This is a genomic window from Rhizobium sp. LEGMi-198b (assembly GCF_054114205.1).
This window is the reverse complement of sequence record NZ_JBSYVH010000002.1, coordinates 952,876-979,097: the sequence shown is the minus strand read 5'-3', so window position 1 is coordinate 979,097 and position 26,222 is coordinate 952,876. Positions and strand designations below refer to the sequence as shown.

Genomic DNA, 26,222 nt, shown 5'->3' with positions numbered 1-26,222 from the left:
AGCCGCCCGGTTCGTCCGGGCGGCTTTTTACTTTTTTCTGTCGCCGTTAAGCAATTCAACCGCGTTTTAAACCTTCGTTAACCATGAATTCCCTATGGTTAATGAAATGACAATGGCTGTGGCTCAGCCCGGTCTCTCCTCTCGGAGAGCCAGAATGGCGGGCACGACAAGGGCAGGCCGGCTTGAAAGCGGGGACCGGCCCGAGGTTGGAAGGCGAGGGGTAATGATCCGTTTCGACGCTTTTGCGCTGGCCGCGATGATGGCGAGCGCGGTTGCGGGCACTGCTTTTGCGGGTGATCTGCCGCCGGAGATCAAGATGCCCGAAGTCAGCGTCAAGGATGCTAGGGGCTGGTACGTGCGGGGCGATCTCGGCTATGCGGTCAACGCCAGCCACAACGACACAACCTTCCGCGCTTATGACCCCACCAGCGGCGATTACAGCTCCAGCCGCTTTGATTCCGACCGCTTCAGCGGCGATTTTTCGGGTGGCCTCGGCGTTGGTTATCAATTCAACGACTTGCTTCGTGCTGATATCACCGGCGACTATTTCAGCGGCGATTTCGATGGCCGGATTTCGAGCGCGTCGCCCTGCGCAGGCGGCGCAGCCGGTACGGGTTGCTCCACCAAAGCGCGCTCTTCTTTCAAGGCGGGCAGCCTGATGGTGAACGGCTATGTCGATCTCGGCACGCTGGCCGGCTTTACGCCCTATGTCGGTGCCGGTCTCGGCGCGACGAGGGTTTCCTGGAACAGCGTCAATGCTGTCGGCTCCTGTGTCGACGGTGTCTCCGGCTGCGGTGGTGCTGCTTCGGTCAGCGCGCGTTATCCCGGCGAAAGCGATTGGCGCATGACCTATGCTTTGATGGCCGGAGTCGCCTATGAAGTGGCCCCAAATGTGAAACTCGATCTCGGCTATCGCTTCTCGCATATCGCCGGCGGCGATATGTTCGGTTATTCGGCAGCGGATGCGTCAGCCGGCGCCGGCGGCACGATGGGCCGCGATGGCGCTTTGTCGCGACACGAGATTCGTATCGGGTTGCGAATCACCACCTGGTAGGGTCGCTGCCTACGGCGTCGTGAGCACGTAGGCGATGCGGCGGAAGAAATCCAACGTGCGGAAGAGATGCGCGGGAACGCGCCGCCAGGCAGCGGATTTCGCGGCACGATAGTCACGACGCCAGCCAATCATCGTGCTCCGCTGCAGCGGGCTGAAGCCGACGATGTTGGCGCGCGTCGTGAAGATGGATGTGCGCATATCCCAGCCGCGTTCCACAGCGACATCCCAGGGCAGGGACATGACCGCGAGCGCCTTGACGATCTTTTCAGCGCCACTGCGCGTTACAAGGTAGCATGCCGTCGAGCCCTGTGGGCCGAAAAGGCAGCGGCCGATCAAGTCTCCCGTGCGGCTTTGGGCCGCGGCGCGGAAGCCGCCCCAGCGATGGTTCACGAGCTTGATGACCTCGGCGTTCGGGATAGCTTCCTTTGCCGCCATGGCACGGGCGAGGAAATCGCCGTCCAGCGCTATGTCGTCTTCAATGATGACAGCCGCTTCGCTGCCGTCGGCAAGAAATTGGCGCAACGCCATCAGATGACTGCGGTAGCAGCCATATTCGCCGGGCAGAATGACCCTGCCGTGCCGACGTCGGAAACGGTCGTGATCGACGTCGATCCATTGCTCCCGCGGCAAAAGAGCGCCGTCGACGCCGTCGACGCGCTCGATCCTGATGCCGAATTCATCGCTCTGCCGCTTAATTTCCGCCAGTCTGTCCGTCGCTCGATCAATATTGATGAGGTAAACGGGTAGCGGCTGCGCGGGCGTGCGAGGGCTTTCGGACAGTGCGGCTTGGTACATTAAAGACATTTGTTCTTCATCTGTTGGCGCAGAGCCATTCAACGCCGATACATATGGGTGTGTCTCCGCAAAGAAGCCAGCTTTTCTGTGACTAACCTAGCGTGATTTTGCTGTGCGAAGCTTATCCCATCGGCATCATTGCTGCACGAATGCGTGAAGCATTGTCCATCCGCCCAATTTACCTATTGCACCGGCAGGCCGCTTCCAATATATCCGACGGCGGGACACTCCTCCCCAACGAGGAGCTTTCTATCTGAGAGGATAGCATCATGACTAAGCTCGCCAAGCCGGACATCCGTCCGAACAACACCCATTTCTCTTCTGGCCCCTGCTCGAAGCGCCCTGGTTGGACGCTCGATGGTCTTTCCGACGCGGCTCTTGGCCGTTCGCACCGCGCGAAAGTCGGCAAGGCCAAGCTGAAGCAGGCCATCGATCTTACCCGTGACATTCTGGAAGTGCCCGCGGACTACCGCATCGGCATCGTTCCGGCTTCCGATACCGGCGCCGTCGAAATGGCGCTCTGGTCGCTGCTCGGAGAACGTGGTGTCGACATGCTCGCCTGGGAAAGCTTTGGCGCTGGCTGGGTCACCGACGTCGTCAAGCAGCTTAAGCTCAAGGATGTCCGCAAGCTTGAGGCCGGTTACGGCGAGCTGCCCGATCTTTCCGCCGTCGATTTCGACCGCGACGTGGTCTTCACCTGGAACGGCACCACTTCTGGTGTCCGTGTTCCGAACGCCGATTTCATTCCGGCCGATCGTAAGGGCCTGACGATCTGCGACGCCACCTCGGCCGCTTTCGCTCAGAACCTCGATTTTGCCAAGCTCGACGTCGTCACATTCTCCTGGCAGAAGGTTCTGGGCGGCGAGGGCGCACATGGCGTCATCATCCTGTCGCCGCGCGCCGTCGAGCGCCTAACCACCTATGTACCGGCCTGGCCGTTGCCGAAGATCTTCCGCATGACCAGCGGCGGCAAGCTGATCGAAGGCATCTTCACCGGCGAGACGATTAACACGCCGTCGATGCTTTGCGTCGAGGACTATATCGACGCTCTCCTCTGGGCCAAGGAGCTCGGCGGTCTCAAGGCGCTGATCGGCCGTGCCGATGCCAACGCCAAGGTCATCCATGACTTCGTTGCCGCTAACGACTGGATCGCCAATCTCGCCGTCAAGGCCGAGACGGAGTCCAACACCTCCGTCTGCCTGAAGATCGTCGACAAGGACGTTACGGCTCTCGATGAGGACGGCCAGGCGAATTTTGCCAAGGGCCTCGTCGCGCTGCTCGAAAAGGAAGGCGTCGCCTATGACGTCGGCCATTACCGCGACGCGCCTTCGGGCCTGCGCATCTGGGCGGGTGCGACGATCGAAGCTGCCGACATGCAGAAGCTGATGCCCTGGCTCTCCTGGGCTTTCGAAACGCAGAAGGCGACGCTCTCCCAGGCTGCTGCCTGAGATCATGGCGTCCACAGGCTCCGCCAGGAAGGCGGAGCCCAGCATTCGCATTTCAATCACAGTTGACCCTTTCAGGAGGCCTCCATGGCACCCCGCGTTCTCGTATCCGACGAACTGTCGGAAACCGCCGTCCAGATCTTTCGCGATCGCGGCGTCGAAGTCGATTTCCAGCCGCAGCTCGGCAAGGATAAAGACAAGCTGCTCGAAATCATCGGCAATTATGATGGCCTCGCCATCCGCTCCGCCACCAAGGTGACGGAGAAGATCATCGAAGCAGCGAAGAACCTCAAGGTCGTCGGCCGCGCCGGCATCGGCGTCGACAATGTCGATATCCCGGCCGCTTCGCGTCGCGGTATCATCGTCATGAACACGCCCTTCGGCAATTCGATCACGACCGCCGAACACGCCATCGCGCTGATGTTCGCCGTTGCCCGACAGCTTCCTTCCGCCGATGCCTCGACCCAGGCCGGCAAGTGGGAAAAGTCGAAATTCATGGGTGTCGAAATCACCGGCAAGACGCTCGGCGTCATCGGCGCCGGCAATATCGGTTCCATCGTCATCGCCCGCGCCATCGGCCTGAAGATGCATGTCGTTGCCTATGACCCGTTCCTTTCCAAGGAACGTGCCGAGGAAATGGGTGTCGTCAAGGTGGAACTCGACGAACTCTTCGCTCGCGCCGATTTCATCACGCTGCACGTGCCGCTCACCGACAAGACGCGCAACATCATCGACGCTGACGCACTCGGCAAGACGAAGCCGGGCGTGCGTATCATCAACTGCGCTCGCGGCGGTTTGGTGGATGAGGCAGCCCTTGCCGCCGCCATCAAGTCTGGCCATGTCGCCGGCGCCGCCTTCGACGTCTTCGAAGTCGAACCCGCCAAGGAAAGCCCGCTATTTGGCCTGCCGAACGTCGTCTGCACGCCGCATCTCGGCGCATCCACTACCGAAGCGCAGGAGAATGTCGCCCTGCAGGTGGCCGAGCAGATGTCGGATTATCTCGTCAAGGGCGCGGTTTCCAACGCCATCAACATGCCCTCGATCACCGCTGAGGAAGCGCCGATCCTGAAGCCGTTCATCAAGCTTGCCGACGTTCTCGGCGCTTTCGTCGGCCAGGTGACGGACGATCCGATCAAGGAAATCGAGATTCTCTACGACGGCGTTACCGCGGGCATGAACACCAAGGCGCTGACGAGTGCGCTGCTGGCCGGCCTCATCCGCAATCAGGTTGCCGACGTCAACATGGTTTCGGCGCCGATCATGATCAAGGAAAAGGGCATCGTGCTCGCCGAAGTCAAGCGCGACAAGACCGGCGTCTATGACGGCTACATCAAGCTGACCGTCACCACCGACAGCATGACGCGCTCGATCGCCGGCACCGTCTTCTCCGACGGCAAGCCGCGCTTCATCCAGATCAAGGGCATCAATCTCGACGCCGATGTAGGCAACCACATGATCTATATCGCCAACACCGACGTTCCCGGCATGATCGGCTTCATCGGCACGACGCTCGGCGCGGCCAATGTCAACATCGCCAACTTCCAGCTCGGCCGCGACAAGCAGGGCGGCGATGCCATCGCGCTGCTTTATGTCGACGGCGCGATCAACGATGAGGTTCTGGCCAAGCTGGCCGCCCATCAGGCGATCCGTCAGGCAAAGCCGTTGGTGTTCAACGTCGACTAAGTCAAGCTCCTCCCAAGAGCGACACGAAGGCCCGGCGCAACGTGAGTTGCACCGGGTTTTTCATGATTGCAAACGGGTTGTGGATAAGTTTGCGCAAGAGACTATCGGCACCCGTGGAACGCGCCTATCTCTTAGTCATGGGGGCGTCACAACGGAATATTTTCGAAAATATCACGGGTAGGCCGGAGACGGCCTGGCTTGCGAAACCGGCCGCGGTAGCGATCGTGCTATTTGCGCGCGCTATTACTGCCGTGCGGGCGATCTGGTGGGAAAGTGGCGTGCCCACAGGCCGCTGCGTCTATTTCGCCAATCACTCCAGCCATGGCGATTTCATCCTCATCTGGGCGGTGCTGCCGCCACGGCTCAGGCGGCGAACACGCCCAGTCGCCGGCGCCGATTACTGGCTGAAATCGAAGCTGAACAGCTTCATTGGCCGCGACGTCTTCAAAGCCGTGCTGATCGAACGGGACCGGGAGGCGCGGACGGAAGATCCGATCGAGCAGATGGCTGCCGCTATCGACGAAGGCTCTTCGCTGATCCTGTTTCCCGAGGGCACGCGAAACCTGACCGACGCACCCCTGCAACCCTTCAAGAGTGGGCTATTTCATCTGGCGAGGATGCGCCCCGATATCGATCTTGTTCCCGTCTGGATCAACAATCTCAATCGTGTCATGCCCAAGGGCGAGTTCGTGCCCATTCCGTTGATCTGCACCGTGACCTTTGGCGAGGCGCTGCGCATCGGCGCAGACGAAGAGAAGGCGGATTTTCTGGCGCGTGCGCAAGCGGCGCTGCTGGCCCTCTCGCCCAAACAAATGGGGAGCGGTGAATGAGCGCAGCAAGCTCCGATCTCATCCACCTTATCCTCGGTATCCTCGGCGTTCTGATCGTCGCATCCGTCGTCGGCTATGTGCTGCAGCGGCGCCTGTCGCCCGATGGTTCCAACGCGGCGATCGAAAACCTCAATGCCCGCATCAAGGCCTGGTGGGCGATGGTGATCCTGATCGGCATCGCCTTTCTGGCGGGCCGCGCCGGCGTCATCCTGCTCTTTGCCTTCTGCTCCTTCGCGGCACTGCGCGAATTCATCACGCTGATCAACACCAGACGCGCCGACCATTGGGCGCTCGCCGCCGCCTTCTTTGTCGCGCTACCTGTGCAATATTATCTGCTCTGGGCCGAGCAATACGGCATCTTTTCCATCTTCATCCCGGTCTATGCCTTTCTCTTCATGCCTATTATCGCGGTCTTGCGCGGCGATACCGAGCGCTTCCTGATCCGCATTGCCGAGGTGCAATGGGCACTGATGATCTGCGTCTTCTGCGCTTCGCATGTGCCCGCTCTGTTGACCCTGCACATACCGGGCTATGAGGGCCGCAATGTCCTTTTGATCGCGTTCCTCGTCATCGTCGTGCAGCTCAGCGATGTCCTGCAATATGTCTGGGGCAAACTGTTCGGTCGCCGTAAGATCGCGCCGAAACTATCGCCATCCAAAACGGTCGAAGGCTTTGTCGGAGGCGTCGTCAGCGCCACGCTGATCGGGGCGGCGCTTTGGTGGATCACGCCGTTCACGCCGCTGCAGGCAGGCTTGCTTGCCTTCGTGATTACCCTGATGGGCTTCTTCGGCGGGCTGGTGATGTCGGCGATCAAGAGGGATCGCGGCGTCAAGGACTGGGGGCATCTGATCGAAGGCCATGGCGGGCTGATCGACCGGCTCGATTCCGTCGTCTTCTCAGCACCGATCTTTTTTCATCTCGTGCGCTATTGGTGGTCGGTGTCATGACGGCGCGGGTGAGGGCGCTGGCCGGTAGCAGCATCGTGCACGTGCTTTTCGCTTTCCTTGCCATGGGTGGATGGGCCGTCTTTGCCAACCGTCTGCATCCAATGCCGCAGCCGGTGATCTCCGGTCTCGTCCAGGGCATTCTTTCCGGCTGCCTGACGCTGTTTTTGAAATCGGTGGTGGAAGCCCTGTCCAAACGGTTCCGTGGCTTCACTGTTCTATGGGCGCCGCCATTGATCGCCTGTCTCGGGTCAACGGCCATATTGGTGACGATCCACGCGCTCAGCGGCACGCCGGAGATATTGAAGACCATCGCGGTGCCGCTGCTGGTTTCGACCAGCTATGCGGCGATCTACAATTATTCGATTTCCGGCGGGAGGCGTTAGGTCCATGGCGGGCGAGGGAATGGGCGACAGGCGGCCATTGGCAAGCCGCAACACGCGCTGGGCGCAGGGGCTGGCGCGGCGGATGACGAATTTGTCGGTGACACCGAACCAGATATCGCAGGCGAGCATCGTCATGGCGGCACTGGCCGGCGGTTCTTTCTGGCTGTCGGGGCAGGGCAGTGGCGGGGTGCGCGCCCTATCCCTGATCCTTGCGGCACTCTTCTGCCAACTTCGCCTGCTCTGCAATTTGCTGGATGGCATGGTCGCCGTCGAGGGCGGCAAGGGCGCGGCGGATGGGCCGTTCTGGAATGAATTCCCGGATCGCGTCGCCGATATCCTGATCTTCGCTGGCGTCGGCTATGGCATTGGCGCTTCCGGCCTTGGCTGGGCTGCCGCCGCCTTCGCCGTTCTCACCGCCTATGTCCGCGAGCTTGGCCGTGCTACCAGCAATCCCAGCGATTTCGGCGGGCCGATGGCCAAACAGCATCGCATGGCAACGATGACCGCGGCCGCTCTGCTCTCGGTCGTCGAAGTGCTCTGGAGCGGCGGCTCCTGGATACTGACCATCGCGCTCTGGATCGTCGCGGTCGGCGCAGCGGTGACGGCTCTTCGCCGCAGTCTCTATCTTATCGAGCGGCTAAAAGCCAAGGGTTGATTGGCGGCCTCGTCCGCTGTCGCGAAGCCGGTGATTCGCCGCCCCTTGCGCCGGGCAGCAATCCTTTCTATATCCCTGATCCATCAAGGCCGGGCGGCCAAGCCGCCGCGTGCCGCAGACGATACAAATCCGCCGCTTTTGCATGGCAACCGGTGGACAGAAGACAGCACCGAAGATCGACTGAGATTGGCGGCAAGACCGTGAACACACTGGATTTTGACAAGAGGCCGGAAGATACGCGCGTTGTCGTCGCCATGTCTGGCGGCGTCGATAGTTCCGTCGTCGCCGGCATTCTGACGCGTCAGGGCTATGATGTGCTTGGGATCACGTTGCAGCTCTACGATCATGGCGCCGCCGTGCACCGCGCCGGCTCCTGCTGTGCGGGCCAGGATATCGATGATGCCCGCCGCGTCTGCGAGACGCTTGGCATCCCGCATTATGTGCTCGACTACGAAAAGCGCTTCCGCGAGACGGTGATCAATCCCTTCGCCGAAAGCTATGTTGCTGGCGAGACCCCGATCCCCTGCGTAGCCTGCAACCAGACCGTCAAATTCGCCGATCTCCTGGCGACGGCCAAGGAACTCGGCGCCGATGCGCTGGCGACCGGCCACTATATCCGCTCCCGCCCGAACCCGTCGGCCGATCATCCCGGCCGGCGCGCACTCTATCGCCCGGCCGATGCAGATCGCGACCAGAGCTATTTCCTCTTCGCCACCACGCAGGAGCAGATCGACTATCTGCGCTTTCCGCTTGGCGGCATGCCGAAATCGGAGACGCGTGCGCTTGCCGGGGAGATGGGCCTCGTCGTTGCCAAGAAGGCCGACAGCCAGGACATCTGTTTCGTGCCGCAGGGCAAATATTCTGACGTGATCGCCAAGCTGAAGCCGAATGCGGCGCTCGCCGGCGAGATCGTCCATCTCGACGGCCGCGTGCTCGGCCATCACGAGGGCATCCTGCACTATACGATTGGCCAGCGCCGCGGCATCGGCATCGCGACCGGCGAGCCGCTTTATGTCGTCTATCTCGACGCCCGCTCGCGCCGCGTCATCGTCGGCCCGAAGGAGGCGCTGGAAACGCACCGCGTCTATCTCCGTGACGTCAACTGGCTGGGCGACGAACCGCTGGCGCAGGCGGCTTCCGGCGAGGGTTTTGCCTGCTACGCCAAGGTCCGCTCGACCCGTGCGCCGGCCCCTGCCGTGCTGCATGCCGATGCGACTGGCATCTATGTCGACCTGACGATCGGCGAGGCAGGTGTCGCTCCGGGCCAGGCCTGCGCTCTCTATTCCGCCCCGGGTGATGACGCCCGCGTCTACGGCGGCGGCTTCATCGAACGCTCAGAGCGCGAACCGATGGCAGAAGCCTCGCTGAAGGCATTGCTGGCCAGCCCCGTCGCGGCCTGAAGGCGGCGGTGCGGGGCGTGGGGGAAAGCATTGATTTTTCCAAATCATCCGCTTGACACAAAGCCGAACCGCACCTTATAAGCCGCTCAACCGACGAGCCAACGCTCCTCGAGCGGCGGTTTCGTTTGGCCCTTGTGTATAGTCCAGGTGACTATGCGCTGAAGTGGCGGAGTAGCTCAGTAGGTCAGAGCAGAGGAATCATAATCCTTGTGTCGGGGGTTCAAATCCCTCCTCCGCTACCAAAATTTCTCCAATGAAATCAGTAGGTTGGCCGGTCAGCGTTGGAAGATGGCTGATACGCTCGGCTTCTACGCAAATTTAGTCTGGGACACTGCCTTCAAATACCCGAAATCGCAGCAATCTGAGCAATCAGGGTGGCATAGGTTTCGATATGTCGGCGGTACTCCGCCTCGGTTACCTCCCAGCTCCATTATCCTCTTTGCGAAAATGGCTGATGTCTGGCTCTTCCATCGACTGAAGATGTTCTTGATGCTCTGCAATCTTCTGCTCTTAGCTTTTCAGAGGTTCATGCAAACCCATCGCATTCGCGATCATTTGCGAAGATAGCTCTTTCGGCCGTCATCGGTAAGACAATAGTGGCCGCCACGGGGGCCGACGCAATACGATCCGCCTCGGCAGGAGCAATCTGTTGAAGTCGTCGGTTCCATTTCTCCAGGTGCTGATCCGAAAAGGGATGCGCCGCCCATATAAGACTCGCACGATTGCTTGCTCGCGCTGACAGATCCGTCACTGCAGATGAAAGTTGACCCTTGGCAGTGATCAATGCCGCCTTTTTGGCCACTGCAGGGAGTGTTTGCCGCCACGCAATAAGCCGGCAGCAAGATCAAAGTCGCTCCGCAAATTGCAATCCATGCTCGCATCAAGTCCCCTATGTGCGAGAACTATCCGATCGCTGCGGTGAGAGGCGAAGATGGAGCCGCCGCCTATAAGAGGCCACTTCGCCCTAAACTATGACGACTTTATCCGGAATGGCGCGAAAATCGAGTGCGAGAATTCGCCGACAAGTCGCGAACGTCGGCGCAACGTCTTAGAAGTCAATGAAGAAGCTGCACCACCATGAGCGCTATCGTGGTTATGCCCGCACACACCGTCATGGCCGTCAAAATTGAAGTCGACATCATCTCGCTCCTCAATCGAATTTTCGGAATTGATTACAGAAGCGAGAGCGGGATGTCGCGTGACAGATCGCGTGACGGTAGCGAGAGGAACGAGAAGACTTCGCAGCCTTCATTTGTTCAGCCCCGCACGAAACCAAGCAGGAACGACGGCACTTTAAAAAAAAGCCCCCGCCTACTTGCGTTTCGGCGGGGGGAGGAAATATGGCAGAACTCTTATATTAGAATGATCGAATTCTATATCAAAGGCGAAAGCGGATTCAAAAAACCCCATTCGACCAGTTTGGGTAACTTTTTGTTTCTGCAATGGCTCAAGAGACTGGCTGCGATCGCAACAGCGCAGCGAGTGACGCCTACTTAGGTCTTCGATGCCGACGAGACGAGGCCAGCTCAGCTTTTACCCTTATCGATGCGGCGTCTCAAATCCTCGGCGAAATATTTGTAGTTCTCCAGCATATCCTCATAGTGAGTGAGGACTATTGCCGTAATATCCTCCCAGGGGCCGTCACCGAATTTGGCTTGATGCTGGATCTCTCCTGCCTGAATACGAGAGATGCGCTGCGAGAACTCCTCGATCTGCCCGACGCAGTCGGCCAAACGTTCGACAAGCGATTTATCCATCTTCCCCTCCATCGTGCTGGCATCATGATTGTTTGGAAGTCAACAATGATAGACGCGGAAAGACAAGCTCTCCAAGAGGGCATAAGCCCGTCAGCCAGCCTTTGGGCAACGACGACGGGACGCTGATAGGTCTTGCGCGGCGTCATTGGCAGCGGTCAGCGAGTCTCGCGTGTCCTCACATATTGCCGCGATTGTGCCGTCCCCCGAACGCAATGTCGCCTTGAAGCTATGAGACGTCCCGCGGCGATGGTTGCCGGAGCCCGGCCGCTTTTATCAGGAATTATGAGGCCAGCGATGCTTTGGGATCTAATAACAATCGCAGCAATTTTTGCTCTATTTGCCGCCGTCCGCGAGGGCCGACTTATTATTGCCAAGGCAAGAGCTTCGCATTGGAATAACTTCCAACTTCGATAGAGCGGTTCGGCTTTTCACGGAAGCGCGCAACCGCTCTATCTCTGTATTCTCGTAATTTCCGGACCGAAAGCCGCTGCGCATTTTTCCTGGAATTGCTTTAGCCGCTGACGATCCCCGAAACGCTTCACGATAACGGCATGAGTCCAGGCGACAGAAAAAGTGCGCGAAGCGTTCTTTCTTGCGTCTTTTTTGTGACCATTATGACTCCTTGACCGCGTTGGTGCGGAAAGGGGGTGCAATATGGATTACTACGTGACACTCGCAGTCTGCGTTACCGCTGGGTCGTTCGTCTTTGCCGTCATGAATATTCGCTAGACTGGCGCGCAGAAGCACGGCCGACACCGTACGGGCGCGGGTCAAGACGAAACGCGCACCTGTATCGGTCGAGAGATGCCTGAGCTTCCAGCGTCGGGCGGACTAAAGTCGGGAAGAGCTCAGTGCATCATAGGCGTTGATCAAGCGATCCACGTCCAGCCCGTGTTCCTGCGGTCCGAAGCTGAGGTGGCTGACGGTAAAATCCGCATAGATTGCGGTGGGCCGATCGAGGAAGGTCGGCAGGTCGACCGTCAGCGCATATTCATCGTCGCCTTTCGGAAGAGCCATATGCAGGAGGTCCTTTCCGAGCCAGGATATGAAGTTGATCGACTGGCGCTCCGTCCATTCGATGACCTTGTTCGGCAAAGGCAGATGCTTCTCGTCCTTTTCCAGGAAGTAATCGTGAAGCCGGGTTGCGCGCTCGGCGCTTTGCCACAGGCTTCCCCCGAACCCTCCAGGCGGGCGCTCGAAATGACCGAGGTCATCTGGAAGTCCGCCCCCTTGTTGCTGCCAATAGGCGCATACGCCGTTGTTCACGACATTTGCGGAGACGACGAAGTAATTCGGGTTGGCCCTTCTAAACTCGATGAATTCATTGAGTTTTTCTATGTCCAGATAGACGATGTCATCGTCACACTTCAGAAATACCGCGCTGGAAAACCTCTCCAGCCGCTTCGCGTAGTAGTCATAGGCCTGCCAATAGGGCAGTTTTTCATTTGGGTTTCCGACATAGCGTCGTACGGGGGCATTTACATCGCAAAGTTCCAAATCGGCGCCCCATCCGCCGCGCACCATCACCGATGCGCCGGAGCCCAGGTTCAGCTCAGGCCACTTGCCGATCGTCACGCCATTGACCTGAAGTGAGGGAGCACCCGCCGAGTCGATGCTGAGCACGACCTGGTTCGGCAGGCTTGGCGAAAGAACGCTGGGTGTCGATTTGCTCCAGATGGTCGTTGTTTCACCCCGGCTCCCAAAGTTATTCAGTTCGCTGCGCTTGACGCTGCGAAGAGCGGAATGGGTGTTCTGCCAGCCACCGACAACAATTTCGAAGCAATTATCATCGTCACCATTCGGAAGAACGGCGATATGCAGATCGTGGTCTATCTTGGCATTCGCGCGGAAGGAGGAACGCGGCGTGACCGCACCCTTCAACTGGTACGGCGCTTCGGACCCCATATATCGCGCCGGGCCGAATTCGCGCGTGACCCACTCGTTATCTTCAGAGGAACGCGTGAAATCCCATATGTGCCATTCATCAATGATGCCATCATTGATGGCCTTGCGGATGTATTTGGTCAGAATCTCCATTCGCTTTTGCCGCCCGGCGAATGTCACAAGAATAACAGGAGTCATAATATCCTCTTCGCTTGCAGCCGTTGCCGCAATTCAACTTCAAAGTGATTCCGGCTCTCTCAGCAGACGGCTGTCGCGCGCAAGCGGCGCGTAATCGTTCCATTGGGCCAGCTTCTCGAGATAGCGGCGCCGGTAGGCTTGATCATCCTCGAATTCGATATTCTCCAGAACGATTTCGGCGCCGACCTCGTAGTAGACATCAAGATTGCGCATGTCCGGCGCCGGCGTTTCTCCGCGCTCGATTTCGCCCTGCATCTGCCAAAACAGATGTTCGAGGCGCCGTGCGAGGCCTGGAATATCACGTAGCGCGCTCGTCTCGCGCTGGCGCTGCAAGGAGTCCCTGATCGCGGTCAGGCTCTCGCGGTCCTGCGCGAAGGCGATGGCCCGGCTTACATAATCCTCCGGCCCGCTGCAGATCAGTTCCGGAACGCCGGCGGCTGCGACGATGCTGCTGCAGAAGCGCGAGGCAAAGCTTTTTCCGGGCATAGTCAGGACCGGCAGCCCGACGGTGATCGCGTCCGCCGCGGTGGAGTGCGCCCCATAGGGGAAGGTGTCCAGGAAGAGATCGGCCAGCGCCATTCGCGCCAGATGGTTCGGATTGGCCGCCTTGGACGCGAAAATGAGGCGCTCGGGCGCGACGCCGGCTTGCGCGGCCAACTGGCGCAGGCGCTCGTTGACATCCGGGGCCTCCGCAAGCAGCCACAGCACGCTGCCGGGTGTCGCAGAAAGGATCTGCATCCAGCGCGCAAAGCAGTTGGCGGTGATCTTCTGCATCCCGTTGAGGCAAGCGTAGACGAAGGCGTCCTCCGGCAGGCCGGCTTCCGCGCGAGTCGGCCGTGCGGCGATCAGCCGTTTGCGATCGATAGGCTGGTTGCAGGCAATCCGCAGTACCTTTTCCGTATAGTAGATTTCGTTCTCCGGCGGGATGATGTGCTCGTCCGCGATGACGTATTGATGAAACGGGCTGGCCGTCGTGCCGGGATAGCCGCAGAAATTGACGATGACCGGCGCAGGCCGGTAGGCGAAGATCTTCGCCCGCGCATGCTTGGTGTAGCCGTTGACGTCGACGAGAATGTCGATCTCGTCAGCACGGATTTGCTTTGCTGCGTCGATATCGCTGAGCGTGGAGATTTCCCGCCAGCAATCCACCGCGTTCTTGATCCGCGTTTGCGTCGCGTCGTTGGAGCGCGGCTCGCCGCAGTAATAGGCGAAAACCTCGACGCTGCTCTTGTCATGCAGCTCCAGCACTTCCCTGAGCGCAAAACCGACCGCATGGTCGCGCAGATCCGATGAGACGTAGCCGACGCGCAAACGCTCTCCGGTCCCCGATTTCTGTTTCGGCGGAAGGCGTGGGAAGTCACGGAGATCGGGCCGGCCGATCAGCGATTTGTGATAGCGATAGGCCTTGCCGAGCTGGAATAGGGGATCGTCGCTATAGCAGCCGAGGATCAAGGGCGACATTGCATCCAGCAAGTGCCGGGCCGAGACATGTTCGGACGTGATCAGAGTCGGCCACTTGCACTGGTGCTGGCGCAACGACGTCCAATGCTGGCCTGCCTCGGTCTTGCTGGGCTGCAGCTCGATCGCTTGCCATAAAGCTGCTTCCGCCTCTTCCAGCAAGCCGCCGGCTTCGAGAACGCGGCCAATGTGCTGGAGCGCCATCAGGCGATAGCCAATCTTGTCGGCCGTGATCTCGGCGGTCGCTTTTGCGAAGTCTCGCCATTGTTCGACGGCCCGGCCGGTCAGGCCGCTGTCTTCCAGAAGGCGGCCGAGGTTGATGTGCGCTGGTCCGAACTCTGGAGACAGCTTCAAACAGGCGCGAAGCGCGTGGATCGCCGCGGCCGCATCGCCAGTTTGGTTGGCGGCGACAGCGTAGTTGAAATAAGCGAGATGCAGCAGGGGGTTAGCGTCGTTGAACGCGATCCAGGTCTTGTAAAGCTCGACCGCTTGCGACTGTTTTCCTATGCGACCTAAAACTTCAGCGATCTGAAATAGCTCGGCAAGCGGCAATTGCTGATTCCGGGCCCTCTCCGATGCGCTGACGAGCGGCGAGGCTTGGGTCGAGACAGGTGCAATATTGACGGTCATGGACATCCTGCGGCAAGGCGGCCTTGCGGCCGAGGGAAACTGACGAGCGAAAGCGTCATCCCTTCTAGTGCAGCTAGCTTGCGTCGGACTGATTGTTTTCTGAAGGAGGCACAGGGCAGGGAGCGTAGTGTTTTCCGGCCATGAGAGTGGCGAACGGTTAAAAAATGGGGAGTGGCGGCCGCTGTGCCGCTCTGCCGCTCGCCGTCATGACGGTCGAATCGCAAACGAACCCGGATTCTCGGAGTGTCTCGCAAAAGAATAGCGCCGCGCAATTTCTCGCGCGGCGCCGAGGTCTTTTGCGGCGCGGGTGAAACCGCGCCGCAATCCGTCAGATTTTAGTTGTAGGCCGCGTAGGCAGAGATGACCGCCGCGACTTGTCCTTCATCTAGTGCCTGCACCTGTGTCGTGGTGAGGGCATAGAGCTGGGCGCTGGAGAGCGAAGCGATGTCATCGGTGGACAGTCCGCCCAGACCCGCCGTGCTGATCGCCGCAATCTCGTCGGTGGAGAAGGTTGCGATGTCGGCGGTGGAGAGGGCGCCGACTTCGGTTGCCGTCAGAGCACCGATCTGCGAGCTCGTCAGAGCGGCGACCTGATCGGTGGAGAGCGCTTCGATCTGCGAAGAGCTCAAGGCGGCGACCTGCGTGGTCTTCAGGACACCGATCTGAGTGGTGGACAGAGCGGCGACGTCATCGGTGGAGAGCGCACCGATCTGGGTCGAGGACAGAGCCGCAACTTGGTCGGTGGTCAGAACCTTAGCCTGATCGGTGGAGAGCGCGCCGATCTGGCTGGTGCTCAACTTGGCGATCTGGCTGGTCTTCAGAGCGGCCACCTGATCCGTGGAGAGCGCTGCAACCTTTTCGGAGGAGAGACCGGAGAGGGCTGCAGTGCTGATCGCTGCGATCTCGTCCGTCGAGAAGGTCGCGAGGTCGGCGGTAGAGAGCGCGCCGACTTCGGTTGCCGACAGGGCACCGATTTGCGTCGAGCTCAGAGCGGCAGCCTGATCCGTGGAGAGGGCTTCGATCTGCGAGGAGCTCAGGGCGGCGACCTGGCCAGTCTTCAGCACACCGATTTGAGCGGTGGAGAGAGCGGCGACGTCGTCGGTGGAGAGCGCACCGATCTGCGAGCTTGTCAGAGCGCTGACCTGGTCGGTGGTCAGAACCTTGGCCTGGTCGGTGGAGAGTGCGCCGATCTGAGTGGTGCTCAGCTTGGCGATCTGACCGGTGGTCAGAGCGGCCACTTGGTCAGTCGAGAGCGCTGCAACCTTATCGGATGTCAGGCCCGACAGAGCCGAGGTGCTGATCGCTGCAATCTCGTCGGTGGAGAAGGTTGCAAGGTCGGCGGTGGAGAGGGCGCCGACTTCGGAGGCCGTCAGGGCACCGATTTGCGAGCTCGTCAGAGCGGCAGCCTGATCCGTGGAGAGAGCTGCGATCTGCGAGGACTTGAGAGCGGCGACCTGTGCAGTCTTCAGGACACCGATCTGAGTGGTGGACAGAGCGGCGACGTCGTCGGTGGACAAGGCTGCGATCTGGGTCGAGCTCAGAGCGGCAACCTGATCGGTGGTCAGAACCTTGGCCTGGTCGGTCGAAAGAGCGCCGATCTGGCTCGTGCTCAGCTTGGCGATCTGGCTGGTCTTCAGAGCGGCAACCTGATCCGTGGAGAGGGCGGCAACCTTTTCAGAGGACAGGCCGGAGAGGGCTGCGGTCGAGAGAGCTGCAATCTCGTCGGTGGAGAAGGTTGCGAGGTCAGCGGTAGAAAGGGCGCCAACTTCGGTTGCCGTCAGGGCTGCGACCTGGGTCGAGCTCAGAGCGGCAGCCTGATCCGTGGAGAGAGCGGCGATCTGCGAGGAGCTCAGCGCGGCGACCTGGCCGGTCTTCAGCACACCGATCTGAGCGGTGGAGAGGACGGCGACGTCGTCGGTGGAGAGCGCACCGATCTGCGTCGAGGACAGAGCCGCAACTTGGTCGGTGGTCAGAACCTTAGCCTGGTCGGTGGAGAGTGCGCCGATCTGGGTGGTGCTGAGCTTGGCGATCTGGCTGGTCTTCAGAGCGGCAACCTGATCCGTGGACAGCGCTGCAACCTTATCGGAGGAGAGACCGGAGAGGGCTGCAGTCGAGAGGGCTGCAATCTCGTCGGTGGAGAAGGTTGCGAGGTCAGCGGTGGAGAGAGCACCGACTTCGGTCGCCGTCAGAGCACCGATCTGCGAGCTCGTCAGAGCGGCAGCCTGATCAGTAGACAGGGCTTCGATCTGCGAGGACTTCAGGGCGGCGACTTGGCCGGTCGTCAGGACACCGATCTGAGCGGTAGAGAGGGCGGCGACGTCATCGGTTGAGAGCGCACCGATCTGGGTCGAGGTCAGAGCAGCGACCTGGTCGGTGGTGAGAACCTTGGCCTGGTCGGTCGAAAGCGCGCCGATCTGGCTGGTGCTGAGCTTGGCGATCTGGCTGGTCTTCAGAGCGGCAACCTGATCCGTGGAGAGCGCTGCAACCTTTTCGGAGGAGAGACCGGAGAGGGCTGCAGTGCTGATCGCTGCGATCTCGTCGGTCGAGAAGGTTGCGAGGTCGGCGGTGGAGAGGGCGCCAACTTCGGTTGCCGACAGGGCTGCGACCTGGGTCGAGCTCAGAGCGGCAGCCTGATCCGTGGAGAGGGCGGCGATCTGCGAAGAGCTCAGCGCGGCGACCTGGCCAGTCTTCAGCACACCAATCTGAGCGGTGGAGAGGACGGCGACGTCGTCGGTCGAGAGCGCACCGATCTGGGTCGAGGACAGAGCCGCGACCTGGTCGGTGGTCAGAACCTTAGCCTGGTCGGTGGAGAGAGCGCCGATCTGGCTGGTGCTCAGCTTGGCGATCTGGGTGGTCTTGAGAGCAGCAACCTGATCCGTGGAGAGAGCAGCAACCTTTTCAGAGGACAGGCCGGAGAGGGCTGCAGTCGAGAGGGCTGCAATCTCGTCGGTGGAGAAGGTTGCGAGGTCGGCGGTGGAGAGAGCGCCAACTTCGGTAGCCGTCAGGGCCGCGACTTGCGAGCTCGTCAGAGCGGCAGCCTGGTCGGTGGAGAGTGCTGCGATCTGCGAGGACTTGAGGGCTGCGACCTGAGCGGTCTTCAGCACACCGATTTGAGCGGTGGAGAGAGCGGCGACGTCGTCGGTGGAGAGCGCACCGATCTGCGAGCTTGTCAGAGCGCTGACCTGGTCGGTGGTCAGAACCTTGGCCTGGTCGGTGGAGAGTGCGCCGATCTGAGTGGTGCTCAGCTTGGCGATCTGACCGGTGGTCAGAGCGGCCACTTGGTCAGTCGAGAGCGCTGCAACCTTATCGGATGTCAGGCCCGACAGAGCCGAGGTGCTGATCGCTGCAATCTCGTCGGTGGAGAAGGTTGCGAGGTCGGCGGTGGAGAGGGCGCCGACTTCGGAGGCCGTCAGGGCACCGATTTGCGAGCTCGTCAGAGCGGCAGCCTGATCGGTGGAGAGAGCTGCGATCTGCGAGGACTTGAGGGCTGCGACCTGAGCGGTCTTCAGCGCACCAATCTGAGTGGTGGAGAGGACGGCGACGTCATCGGTTGAGAGCGCACCGATCTGGGTCGAGCTCAGAGCGGCGACCTGGTCAGTGGTCAGAACTTTGGCCTGATCGGTCGAAAGAGCGCCGATCTGGCTGGTGCTGAGCTTGGCGATCTGGGTGGTCTTGAGAGCGGCCACCTGATCCGTGGACAGCGCTGCAACCTTTTCGGAGGACAGGCCGGAGAGGGCTGCGGTCGAGAGGGCTGCAATCTCGTCGGTGGAGAAGGTTGCGAGGTCGGCGGTGGAAAGTGCACCAACTTCGGTTGCCGACAGGGCTGCGATCTGGGTCGAGCTCAGCGCGGCAGCCTGGTCGGTCGAGAGGGCTGCGATCTGCGAAGAGCTCAGCGCGGCGACCTGGCCGGTCTTCAGCACACCGATCTGAGCGGTGGAGAGAGCGGCGACGTCGTCGGTGGAGAGCGCACCGATCTGCGTCGAGGACAGAGCCGCGACCTGGTCGGTGGTCAGAACCTTGGCCTGGTCGGTTGAGAGTGCGCCGATCTGGCTCGTGCTGAGCTTGGCGATCTGGATGGTCTTCAGAGCAGCAACCTGATCCGTGGAGAGCGCTGCAACCTTATCGGATGTCAGGCCCGACAGAGCCGAGGTGCTGATTGCCGCGATTTCGTCGGTGGAGAAGGTTGCGAGGTCAGCGGTGGAGAGAGCACCAACTTCGGAAGCCGTCAGGGCACCGATTTGCGAGCTCGTCAGAGCGGCGGCCTGGTCGGTGGAGAGTGCTGCGATCTGCGAGGACTTGAGAGCTGCGACCTGAGCGGTCTTCAGCGCACCGATCTGAGCGGTAGAGAGGACAGCGACGTCGTCGGTGGAGAGCGCACCGATCTGCGTCGAACTCAGAGAGGCAACCTGGTCAGTGGTGAGAACCTTGGCCTGGTCGGTCGAAAGTGCGCCGATCTGGCTGGTGCTGAGCTTAGCGATCTGGCTGGTCTTCAGTGCAGCAACCTGATCCGTGGAGAGCGCTGCGACCTTATCGGAGGACAGGCCCGACAGAGCTGCGGTGCTGATTGCTGCGATCTCGTCGGTGGAGAAGGTTGCGAGGTCAGCGGTGGAGAGCGCGCCGACTTCGGAGGCCGTCAGGGCAGCGACTTGCGAGCTCGTCAGAGCAGCAGCCTGGTCCGTGGAGAGAGCTGCGATCTGCGAGGACTTGAGGGCTGCGACCTGAGCGGTCTTCAGCGCACCGATCTGGGCAGTGGAGAGGACAGCGACGTCATCGGTGGAAAGAGCGGCGATCTGGGTCGAGCTCAGAGCGGCGACCTGGTCGGTGGTCAGGACCTTGGCCTGGTCGGTCGAAAGAGCGCCGATCTGGGTGGTGCTCAGCTTGGCAATCTGGCTGGTCTTCAGAGCGGCCACCTGATCGGTGGAGAGGGCGGCAACCTTTTCAGAGGACAGGCCGGAGAGGGCTGCGGTCGAGAGGGCTGCGATCTCGTCGGTGGAGAAGGTTGCGAGGTCAGCGGTGGAGAGGGCGCCAACTTCAGTAGCTGTCAGGGCAGCGACTTGCGAGCTCGTCAGAGCGGCAGCCTGGTCGGTGGAGAGTGCTGCGATCTGCGTGGACTTCAGAGCTGCGACCTGAGCGGTCTTCAGCGCACCGATCTGAGCGGTGGAGAGGACGGCGACGTCGTCGGTTGAGAGCGCACCGATCTGCGTCGAACTCAGAGAGGCAACCTGGTCAGTGGTCAGAGCCTTGGCCTGGTCGGTCGAAAGAGCGCCGATCTGGGTGGTGCTGAGCTTGGCAATCTGGCTGGTCTTCAGAGCGGCAACCTGGTCGGTGGAGAGCGCTGCGACCTTATCAGAGGTCAGGCCGGAGATGGCCGCGGTGCTGATTGCTGCGATTTCGTCGGTGGAGAAGGTTGCGAGATCAGCGGTGGAGAGGGCGCCAACTTCGGAGGCCGTCAGGGCTGCGACCTGGGTCGAGCTCAGAGCGGCAGCCTGGTCGGTGGAGAGAGCGGCGATCTGCGAGGACTTGAGAGCAGCGATCTGTGCAGTCTTCAGGACACCGATCTGAGTGGTGGAGAGAGCGGCAACATCGTCAGTGGAGAGGGCGCCGATCTGCGAGCTTGTCAGAGCGCCGATCTGGTCGGTGGTCAGGACCTTCGCCTGGTCAGTGGAGAGCGCAGCGATCTGGCTGGTGCTGAGCTTAGCGATCTGGCTGGTCTTCAGAGCGGCAACCTGATCCGTGGAGAGCGCTGCGACCTTATCGGAGGACAGGCCCGACAGAGCTGCGGTGTTGATTGCCGCGATCTCGTCAGTGGAGAAGGTTGCGAGGTCAGCCGTGGAAAGGGCGCCAACTTCGGAGGCCGTCAGGGCTGCGACCTGGGTCGAGCTCAGAGCGGCCGCCTGATCCGTGGAGAGGGCTGCGATCTGCGAGGACTTGAGGGCTGCGATCTGCGCGGTCTTCAGCGCACCAATCTGAGTGGTGGAGAGGACGGCGACGTCATCGGTGGAAAGCGCACCAATCTGGGTCGAGCTCAGAGAGGCAACCTGGTCAGTGGTCAGAACCTTGGCCTGGTCGGTGGAGAGTGCGCCAATCTGGCTGGTGCTGAGCTTGGCGATCTGGGTGGTCTTGAGAGCAGCAACCTGATCCGTAGAGAGCGCTGCGACCTGATCGGTGGTCAGGCCGGAGAGGGCTGCGGTGGAGAGGGCTGCGACTTCGTCGGTGGAGAAGGTTGCGAGGTCAGCAGTGGAAAGGGCGCCAACTTCGGAGGCCGTCAGGGCTGCGATCTGGGTCGAGCTCAGCGCGGCAGCCTGATCCGTGGAGAGGGCTGCGATCTGCGTGGACTTGAGGGCTGCGACCTGTGCGGTCTTCAGGACACCGATCTGATCGGTGGAGAGAGCGGCAACGTCGTCAGTGGAGAGGACTGCAACCTGCTTCGAGGTGAGAGCGGCAACTTGGGTGGTGGTCAGACCCTTGGTCTGATCGGTGGAGAGGCCTGCAACATCGGCTGTGGTAAGCGCGGCGACCTGCTCGCCGGAAAGGCCACCCAACTGGGTCGTGGAGAGAACTGCCAGTTGGTCCAGGCTCAAACCGAGAATGGCGCTCGTCGATACGGCGCCCATCTGCGTGGAGGTGAAGGTGGAGATATCCTGCGTTTCAAAAGCGGAAATCTGCGTCGAGCTTAGCGCCTTGATCTGGGTGGTGCTCAGTGCCGCGACGTCGTCGGTCGTCAACTGCTTAATCGTTGAGGTGGTAAGAGCTTTAATCTGATTGATGCTCAGAGAAGAAATAACTGAAGTCATGGACGCGCCCCTAGTGTGTTAGCTGACTGCGAGTATCATTCCTCTGCCGTCGGCCGCGCGCGAAGACCAGCAAAGTCCTTTTACGGCGCCCCCGGGCGCACGTTTGCTGGCAGCTTACCCTCGTAATCAGACACCAATACCGGCGTCGACAATTCGGGCGTCCTGTCGGAAGAGAATGAAGTTACACGGAACATGGCTCGGACGAGCCGGCGCGTTGGAAGGGCATCATGCTTCCAGAGCCATGCATGGCCCTGATCCCTACGCCATTGGACGCTGACGTCCTGCCTGCAAATTCCGGTTCGCCCAGATCTGTCGTTTACTCATGGGCGAATCGCGTTTTTCAGCAGAATTCTAGCGACCCAAGAACGCTTTTATTCGGTTGCTTTTAATTTTGAATTAACGACCGGCAAGCTCAGGTTTTTTCCAGCAACGGATTTAGCCCAATACTTGTTCGCACCTCGAAGGCGGCCTTTCGGTATTACGCGCTTATCAGAGCATTCGCCTCGCGACAGGCGGCGACGAAAGCCACGCGTGTTTCGTTCGCGGTCGTATAGCCTTCGAAACAATCAATGCAGGCCCGCAAGGCCGCCTCGTAGGCGTTTCCGTGGCGTACCGGCCAATCCGCGGTCAAGCAATCCGTGGCCTCGGCTGCCGTCCGGATGATGCGGATATTTTTCGGCAGGCGTACGACGACAGGCTTTCTCCAGGCGGTTTGAAACATCGCGCTCCTCGTTTGGCATTTTAAAACGGGATAGCGACGGTTTCGTTCCAAGCATTGTTGCGGACAGCGGCACGAAGCCAAGGCGCGAGAGGAGGATCGGGGGACGCAGGCGACTTATTCGACCATTGTGGCTTCGATCGGTACGCCAGCTTCCCTGGCCGCGGCGACGAAGCTGTTGCGCGCGTCCAGCGGCTGCCTGATCCCGCTTTCAACATCCGCACATATCTGCAGGGCCATCATGAACGCCTTGCCTTTGGCAACGGGCCATGCATTCAGCAGCATGTCCAATGCCTCTTTCGTGGTGCCAACGGTATAGATTTTCCCCGTTCGCTTGCAGATGACCATCACCGGGAAATTCCAATGTCTATTGCTCATCGTACAAGCTCCGACCCCACGCACTCACGTTAACGCTGCGGATGGCAAGGGCACAAGCAAAATTAGATAAGGTGTCTGGCGCGCGTTTGAGACGCTGCGATCGTTGTAAAAAGGGCTTGAGAAACGCTGTAGACTCAGGGCTCAGAGTCCGGCTTCTGCCCGAACTCCGTACCCCCGCAAAAACATATCTACGGCTTGTTCCGCCGATCCCCGAATCTCTGCCTCCGTCGGCGTTTGACCAAAGAGTGTGGTCATCTGCAGGTCGGCGTTGATCAGCGCGCTGAATTGGCGAGCGGCGAGGTCGCAGTCGGGAATGTTAAGGAGGCCCTGGTGGTGGAGGCGGGCGAAGATGGCGCCCAATGCCTTGCCGATCCTGCAAGGGCCGTGTTCGCGCCAGGCTTCGAAAAGGTGCGGATAGCGGGGGCCTTCGGACTGGACGAGCTTACGCAAGAATTTTCCGTCCTGATTATAAAGACAATTATTGTTGATATCGACAGCGAAGGCGATCAGATCCTCCCGAAGGTTTTCCGGTCTGTCAGGGAAGGCGGCCAGCGCGGAGAACAGAGCCGTATTGGCGCGCCCGCTCACGTCAGCGATGACGGCGATGAACAATGCCTCTTTTTCACGGTAGTGATTGTAAATGGTCTGCCGGGAGACGCAGGCTTCCTCGGCGATCTCGTCGATGCTCGCGCCGGAAAAACCCTCGCGACAAAAAACTTCCGCCGCAGCGTCGAGGATGGAAATACGCTTCAGGCATTGGGCGGGTCTTACGGTCTTTGCCTGCGAGGCGGCGGTGCTTCGGCTTTTCATGGGATCAAGATAATCCGCATTGACGATTTGGACAATAGTGTCTATTTTTACAGTCATGTCCAAAACGATGGGCATGCTTGTAAAGCATATCTCAGGCCCGCGCTTTCCTCCCAAGACCGTGCGGCGTTCTTAAAACCCAACCCAAGAATTCGTTGAGCATTCCGTCGATTTTCGGGTGGTTTGCTCTTCGAAGAAAAGGCAGTTGAGCCTTTGTCGGGCTCGATTGGCGGATGCAGCATTTTGTTTTCAACGTCTCCCGCGGGAGACGCGGCGCGAAGGCAATCCGGTCTTCACGCTCAAATTTTCTGAAAGATCATCATCATGACGACGTCTTTCCTTCGCTATGCGATCATCCTTGGCCTGCTTTCGGCCATCGGTCCCTTCGCGATCGACATGTATCTTCCCGCTTTGCCATCGATCGGCAAGGATCTTGCGGCGGAGAACAGTGTCGTTCAGTTGAGCCTGTTGTTCTTCTTCATTCCCTTCGCCATCTTTCAATTGCTCTATGGGCCGCTTTCGGACATGTGGGGACGCAAGGCGCCACTTTATCTCGGCATCGGCCTGTTCGCAGTGGCGAGCATAGGTGCGGCCACGGCGGGCAATATCGAGACGCTGATCGCTTTCCGCTTCCTGCAGGGCATCGGCGGCGCGGCCGGCATGGTGGTGCCGCGCGCCGTCGTGCGCGACATGCATACTGGCGTTCAGGCGGCGCGGCTGATGTCGCTGCTGATGCTCGTCTTCAGCATTTCGCCGATCCTCGCGCCGCTGACGGGCAGTGCCGTCATCGCCTTCTACGGTTGGCGCGGTGTGTTCTGGGCGGTGACAATCGCGGCGGTGATCGGGCTGATCCTGCTGTCTACCCAACTCGAGGAGACCCGGGCGAAGGCGGAGCGCTCGCAAAGCGGCCTGCGCAGCGCGATGGCGGCCTATCGTCTGCTGCTGAGTGACCGTAATTTCTTGACGCTCACTTTCATTGGCGGCCTCGGCATATCGAGCTTTCTCGTCTACCTCGCCAATTCGCCCTTTGTGCTGATCGACCATTACGGCCTGACGCCGACGCAATACAGCTTTGCTTTCTCGATCAATGCCGTCTCCTTCTTCTCGGTGTCGCAGCTCACCGGCTGGCTCGGCGAGCGTTTCGGTCTGGTGCGGGTGATGCGCGTCGCGGTTGCCGCTTTTGCCACGACCATGGCACTGCTGGCGGTGGTCATGAGCCTCGGCTTCAACCAGTTGCCGGTTCTCATCGTGTTTCTCTTTATCGGTTTCGGTTTTCTGGGTTTGGTCATTCCCACGACCGGCGTGCTGGCGTTGGAAGATCATGGCGAGATTGCCGGTACGGCCTCGGCGCTGATGGGCACGCTGCAATTCGCTGCCGCCGCCGTCGCGATGATCATTGCCGGCCTGTTTTTCGATGGCTCGGCGCTGCCCATGGTCGGCTGCGTCGCACTCTGCGCCGTCGCCGCACTCCTGCTGACGCAGGCGACTATCGCCCGCCGGCCGGCTGCGGAAGCGGCCGCGGAATAGCGACTATCTCCCACGTGGGTTTAAAAGGCCGGGCTTTGCCCCGGCCTTTTGCGTTCCGGCTGTCGCGCATCATCTTGTGCGCAAGCACAAGATCGTAAAAGACTTTGAGCGGTCATCGAAGGGGAGAGAAAGGTGGGCAGCTTCACGGAAATTCTGGAGCGGGCGCAAAAGCGCAAGGGTGGGGCGGAAGCTCTGAAGGCACTCATGCCAAAAGCGCCCGATCACGATGCCTTGCGCGCCGTGCCGGACGACAGGTTGCTGTCGGAAATGACGCGCTACGTTTTCTATGCCGGCTTCGTGCGCAATGTCATTGATTCCAAATGGCCGGGTTTCGAGGCGGCTTTCTCCGGCTTCGACCCGGCTTTCCTCAACCTCGCACCCGACGACTACTGGCATGATCTGACCTCCGACGCGCGCATCGTGCGCAACGGCGCCAAGATCATGTCCGTGCGGGACAATGCCCATTTCATTCGCCAACTTGCCGAGGAGCATGGCAGCGCCGGGCGCTTCTTTGCCGATTGGCCGGTGGAAGATCATATCGGCTTGCTCGCCGTGCTCGATAAGCGCGCCAACCGGCTTGGGGGCATGAGCGGCCAATATTTCCTGCGCGCCATCGGGCGCGATAGTTTCGTCATGAGCCACGATGTACTCGTCTGCCTGCGTCTTTCCGGCCTGCCGATCTCGGAGCCGAAGCCGGCCAAGAAGGAGCTGCGCCTGATCCAGGATCAGTTCAATGCCTGGGGCGCCGAAACGGGCCTGCCGCAAACCTATCTCTCGCGCATCTGCGCCTTCTCTGTGGGCATGCCGGGGGAAGAGGAAGAGCTCTGATTGATTTGGCTGGTCGGATGATATTGGATCGTCTTTGGGAATAGGGAGAGA

The 26,222-nt window shown here is 60.4% G+C and carries 19 protein-coding genes and 1 tRNA gene; 12 read left to right on the top strand and 8 right to left on the bottom strand.

The features are described from left to right. Positions 1-223 precede the first annotated feature (223 nt). The gene (locus ACXHXG_RS11390; RefSeq protein WP_285167711.1) at positions 224-1,054 is read left to right on the top strand and encodes an outer membrane protein; all 831 of its coding nucleotides are present in this window, start codon (positions 224-226) and stop codon (positions 1,052-1,054) included. 9 nt (positions 1,055-1,063) lie between these two features. Here ACXHXG_RS11390 and ACXHXG_RS11385 read toward each other — a convergent pair whose 3' ends face one another. Further along, positions 1,064-1,858 carry a glycosyltransferase family 25 protein gene (locus ACXHXG_RS11385; protein WP_457899334.1) on the bottom strand — a complete coding sequence of 265 codons (795 nt, stop codon included), beginning with the start codon at positions 1,856-1,858 and terminating at the stop codon, positions 1,064-1,066. A 260-nt stretch (positions 1,859-2,118) separates the two neighbouring features. On the opposite strand from ACXHXG_RS11385, the gene ACXHXG_RS11380 reads away from it, so the two are divergent. The 9 genes from ACXHXG_RS11380 to ACXHXG_RS11340 all read left to right on the top strand — a co-directional run bounded on the left by ACXHXG_RS11380 (position 2,119) and on the right by ACXHXG_RS11340 (position 10,689). After that, on the top strand, positions 2,119-3,297 hold the full coding sequence (locus ACXHXG_RS11380; protein ID WP_457899333.1) for a phosphoserine transaminase: 1,179 nt from the start codon (positions 2,119-2,121) through the stop codon (positions 3,295-3,297). An 84-nt stretch (positions 3,298-3,381) separates the two neighbouring features. Beyond that, positions 3,382-4,977, top strand: coding sequence for a phosphoglycerate dehydrogenase (gene serA / locus ACXHXG_RS11375; protein ID WP_104824132.1), 1,596 nt, complete (start codon positions 3,382-3,384; stop codon positions 4,975-4,977). A gap of 137 nt (positions 4,978-5,114) precedes the next feature. Then, complete coding sequence (locus tag ACXHXG_RS11370) at positions 5,115-5,807, top strand: lysophospholipid acyltransferase family protein (protein WP_457899511.1); 693 nt, start codon at positions 5,115-5,117, stop codon at positions 5,805-5,807. Next, positions 5,804-6,754, top strand: a complete 951-nt coding sequence (locus ACXHXG_RS11365; RefSeq protein ID WP_104824130.1) for a phosphatidate cytidylyltransferase — start codon at positions 5,804-5,806, stop codon at positions 6,752-6,754. Before ACXHXG_RS11370 ends, ACXHXG_RS11365 begins: the two co-directional genes overlap by 4 nt. Next, positions 6,751-7,137 (top strand): hypothetical protein, encoded by a 387-nt coding sequence (locus ACXHXG_RS11360; protein WP_283047190.1) that lies wholly within the window; start codon positions 6,751-6,753, stop codon positions 7,135-7,137. The genes ACXHXG_RS11365 and ACXHXG_RS11360 overlap by 4 nt, the downstream gene beginning before the upstream one ends. A 4-nt stretch (positions 7,138-7,141) precedes the next feature. Beyond that, a complete protein-coding gene (locus ACXHXG_RS11355; protein WP_457899332.1) occupies positions 7,142-7,792 on the top strand; it encodes a CDP-alcohol phosphatidyltransferase family protein in 651 nt (216 codons plus the stop codon). 200 nt (positions 7,793-7,992) lie between these two features. Beyond that, on the top strand, positions 7,993-9,192 hold the full coding sequence (mnmA, locus tag ACXHXG_RS11350) for a tRNA 2-thiouridine(34) synthase MnmA (RefSeq protein ID WP_457899331.1): 1,200 nt from the start codon (positions 7,993-7,995) through the stop codon (positions 9,190-9,192). Between the two features lie 165 nt (positions 9,193-9,357). Beyond that, positions 9,358-9,434: transfer RNA gene (locus ACXHXG_RS11345), tRNA-Met, on the top strand. An 835-nt stretch (positions 9,435-10,269) separates the two neighbouring features. Then, positions 10,270-10,689 (top strand): hypothetical protein, encoded by a 420-nt coding sequence (locus ACXHXG_RS11340; protein WP_457899330.1) that lies wholly within the window; start codon positions 10,270-10,272, stop codon positions 10,687-10,689. Positions 10,690-10,718: 29 nt separating this feature from the next. Here the strand turns inward: ACXHXG_RS11340 and ACXHXG_RS11335 are convergent, their stop codons facing one another. The 7 genes from ACXHXG_RS11335 to ACXHXG_RS11305 form a co-directional block, all read right to left on the bottom strand. Next, on the bottom strand, positions 10,719-10,949 hold the full coding sequence (locus ACXHXG_RS11335; RefSeq protein ID WP_457899329.1) for a hypothetical protein: 231 nt from the start codon (positions 10,947-10,949) through the stop codon (positions 10,719-10,721). An 831-nt stretch (positions 10,950-11,780) separates the two neighbouring features. Next, positions 11,781-13,031: a DUF6250 domain-containing protein gene (locus ACXHXG_RS11330; protein ID WP_457899328.1), complete on the bottom strand. Its 1,251-nt coding sequence runs from the start codon at positions 13,029-13,031 to the stop codon at positions 11,781-11,783. Positions 13,032-13,070: 39 nt separating this feature from the next. After that, entirely contained in the window at positions 13,071-15,119 is a 2,049-nt protein-coding gene (locus ACXHXG_RS11325; protein WP_457899327.1) for an O-linked N-acetylglucosamine transferase, SPINDLY family protein, read from the bottom strand. A gap of 335 nt (positions 15,120-15,454) precedes the next feature. Further along, on the bottom strand, positions 15,455-21,913 hold the full coding sequence (locus tag ACXHXG_RS11320; protein ID WP_457899326.1) for a beta strand repeat-containing protein: 6,459 nt from the start codon (positions 21,911-21,913) through the stop codon (positions 15,455-15,457). A gap of 478 nt (positions 21,914-22,391) precedes the next feature. Further along, on the bottom strand, positions 22,392-22,634 hold the full coding sequence (locus ACXHXG_RS11315) for a DUF982 domain-containing protein (protein WP_104824123.1): 243 nt from the start codon (positions 22,632-22,634) through the stop codon (positions 22,392-22,394). A 114-nt stretch (positions 22,635-22,748) separates the two neighbouring features. Continuing rightward, positions 22,749-23,009 carry a DUF982 domain-containing protein gene (locus ACXHXG_RS11310; protein ID WP_457899325.1) on the bottom strand — a complete coding sequence of 87 codons (261 nt, stop codon included), beginning with the start codon at positions 23,007-23,009 and terminating at the stop codon, positions 22,749-22,751. Positions 23,010-23,150: 141 nt separating this feature from the next. Then, entirely contained in the window at positions 23,151-23,894 is a 744-nt protein-coding gene (locus ACXHXG_RS11305; RefSeq protein WP_457899324.1) for a TetR/AcrR family transcriptional regulator, read from the bottom strand. A 246-nt stretch (positions 23,895-24,140) separates the two neighbouring features. Here ACXHXG_RS11305 and ACXHXG_RS11300 point away from each other — a divergent pair, with 246 nt between their 5' ends. Next, a complete protein-coding gene (locus ACXHXG_RS11300) occupies positions 24,141-25,343 on the top strand; it encodes a multidrug effflux MFS transporter (protein WP_457899323.1) in 1,203 nt (400 codons plus the stop codon). Positions 25,344-25,475: 132 nt separating this feature from the next. Further along, positions 25,476-26,171: a DNA-3-methyladenine glycosylase I gene (locus ACXHXG_RS11295; protein ID WP_457899322.1), complete on the top strand. Its 696-nt coding sequence runs from the start codon at positions 25,476-25,478 to the stop codon at positions 26,169-26,171. The last annotated feature ends 51 nt before the right edge of the window (positions 26,172-26,222 follow it).

Excerpts from the sequence above, each read along its gene's own strand:
- ACXHXG_RS11390 (WP_285167711.1), top strand. The coding sequence starts at position 224 with ATGATCCGTTTCGACGCTTTTGCGCTGGCCGCGATGATGGCGAGCGCG.
- ACXHXG_RS11385 (WP_457899334.1), bottom strand. The coding sequence starts at position 1,858 with ATGTCTTTAATGTACCAAGCCGCACTGTCCGAAAGCCCTCGCACGCCC.
- ACXHXG_RS11380 (WP_457899333.1), top strand. The coding sequence starts at position 2,119 with ATGACTAAGCTCGCCAAGCCGGACATCCGTCCGAACAACACCCATTTC.
- serA (WP_104824132.1), top strand. The coding sequence starts at position 3,382 with ATGGCACCCCGCGTTCTCGTATCCGACGAACTGTCGGAAACCGCCGTC.
- ACXHXG_RS11370 (WP_457899511.1), top strand. The coding sequence starts at position 5,115 with ATGGGGGCGTCACAACGGAATATTTTCGAAAATATCACGGGTAGGCCG.
- ACXHXG_RS11365 (WP_104824130.1), top strand. The coding sequence starts at position 5,804 with ATGAGCGCAGCAAGCTCCGATCTCATCCACCTTATCCTCGGTATCCTC.
- ACXHXG_RS11360 (WP_283047190.1), top strand. The coding sequence starts at position 6,751 with ATGACGGCGCGGGTGAGGGCGCTGGCCGGTAGCAGCATCGTGCACGTG.
- ACXHXG_RS11355 (WP_457899332.1), top strand. The coding sequence starts at position 7,142 with ATGGCGGGCGAGGGAATGGGCGACAGGCGGCCATTGGCAAGCCGCAAC.
- ACXHXG_RS11340 (WP_457899330.1), top strand. The coding sequence starts at position 10,270 with ATGAGCGCTATCGTGGTTATGCCCGCACACACCGTCATGGCCGTCAAA.
- ACXHXG_RS11335 (WP_457899329.1), bottom strand. The coding sequence starts at position 10,949 with ATGGATAAATCGCTTGTCGAACGTTTGGCCGACTGCGTCGGGCAGATC.
- ACXHXG_RS11330 (WP_457899328.1), bottom strand. The coding sequence starts at position 13,031 with ATGACTCCTGTTATTCTTGTGACATTCGCCGGGCGGCAAAAGCGAATG.
- ACXHXG_RS11325 (WP_457899327.1), bottom strand. The coding sequence starts at position 15,119 with ATGACCGTCAATATTGCACCTGTCTCGACCCAAGCCTCGCCGCTCGTC.
- ACXHXG_RS11320 (WP_457899326.1), bottom strand. The coding sequence starts at position 21,913 with ATGACTTCAGTTATTTCTTCTCTGAGCATCAATCAGATTAAAGCTCTT.
- ACXHXG_RS11315 (WP_104824123.1), bottom strand. The coding sequence starts at position 22,634 with ATGTTTCAAACCGCCTGGAGAAAGCCTGTCGTCGTACGCCTGCCGAAA.
- ACXHXG_RS11310 (WP_457899325.1), bottom strand. The coding sequence starts at position 23,009 with ATGAGCAATAGACATTGGAATTTCCCGGTGATGGTCATCTGCAAGCGA.
- ACXHXG_RS11305 (WP_457899324.1), bottom strand. The coding sequence starts at position 23,894 with ATGCCCATCGTTTTGGACATGACTGTAAAAATAGACACTATTGTCCAA.
- ACXHXG_RS11300 (WP_457899323.1), top strand. The coding sequence starts at position 24,141 with ATGACGACGTCTTTCCTTCGCTATGCGATCATCCTTGGCCTGCTTTCG.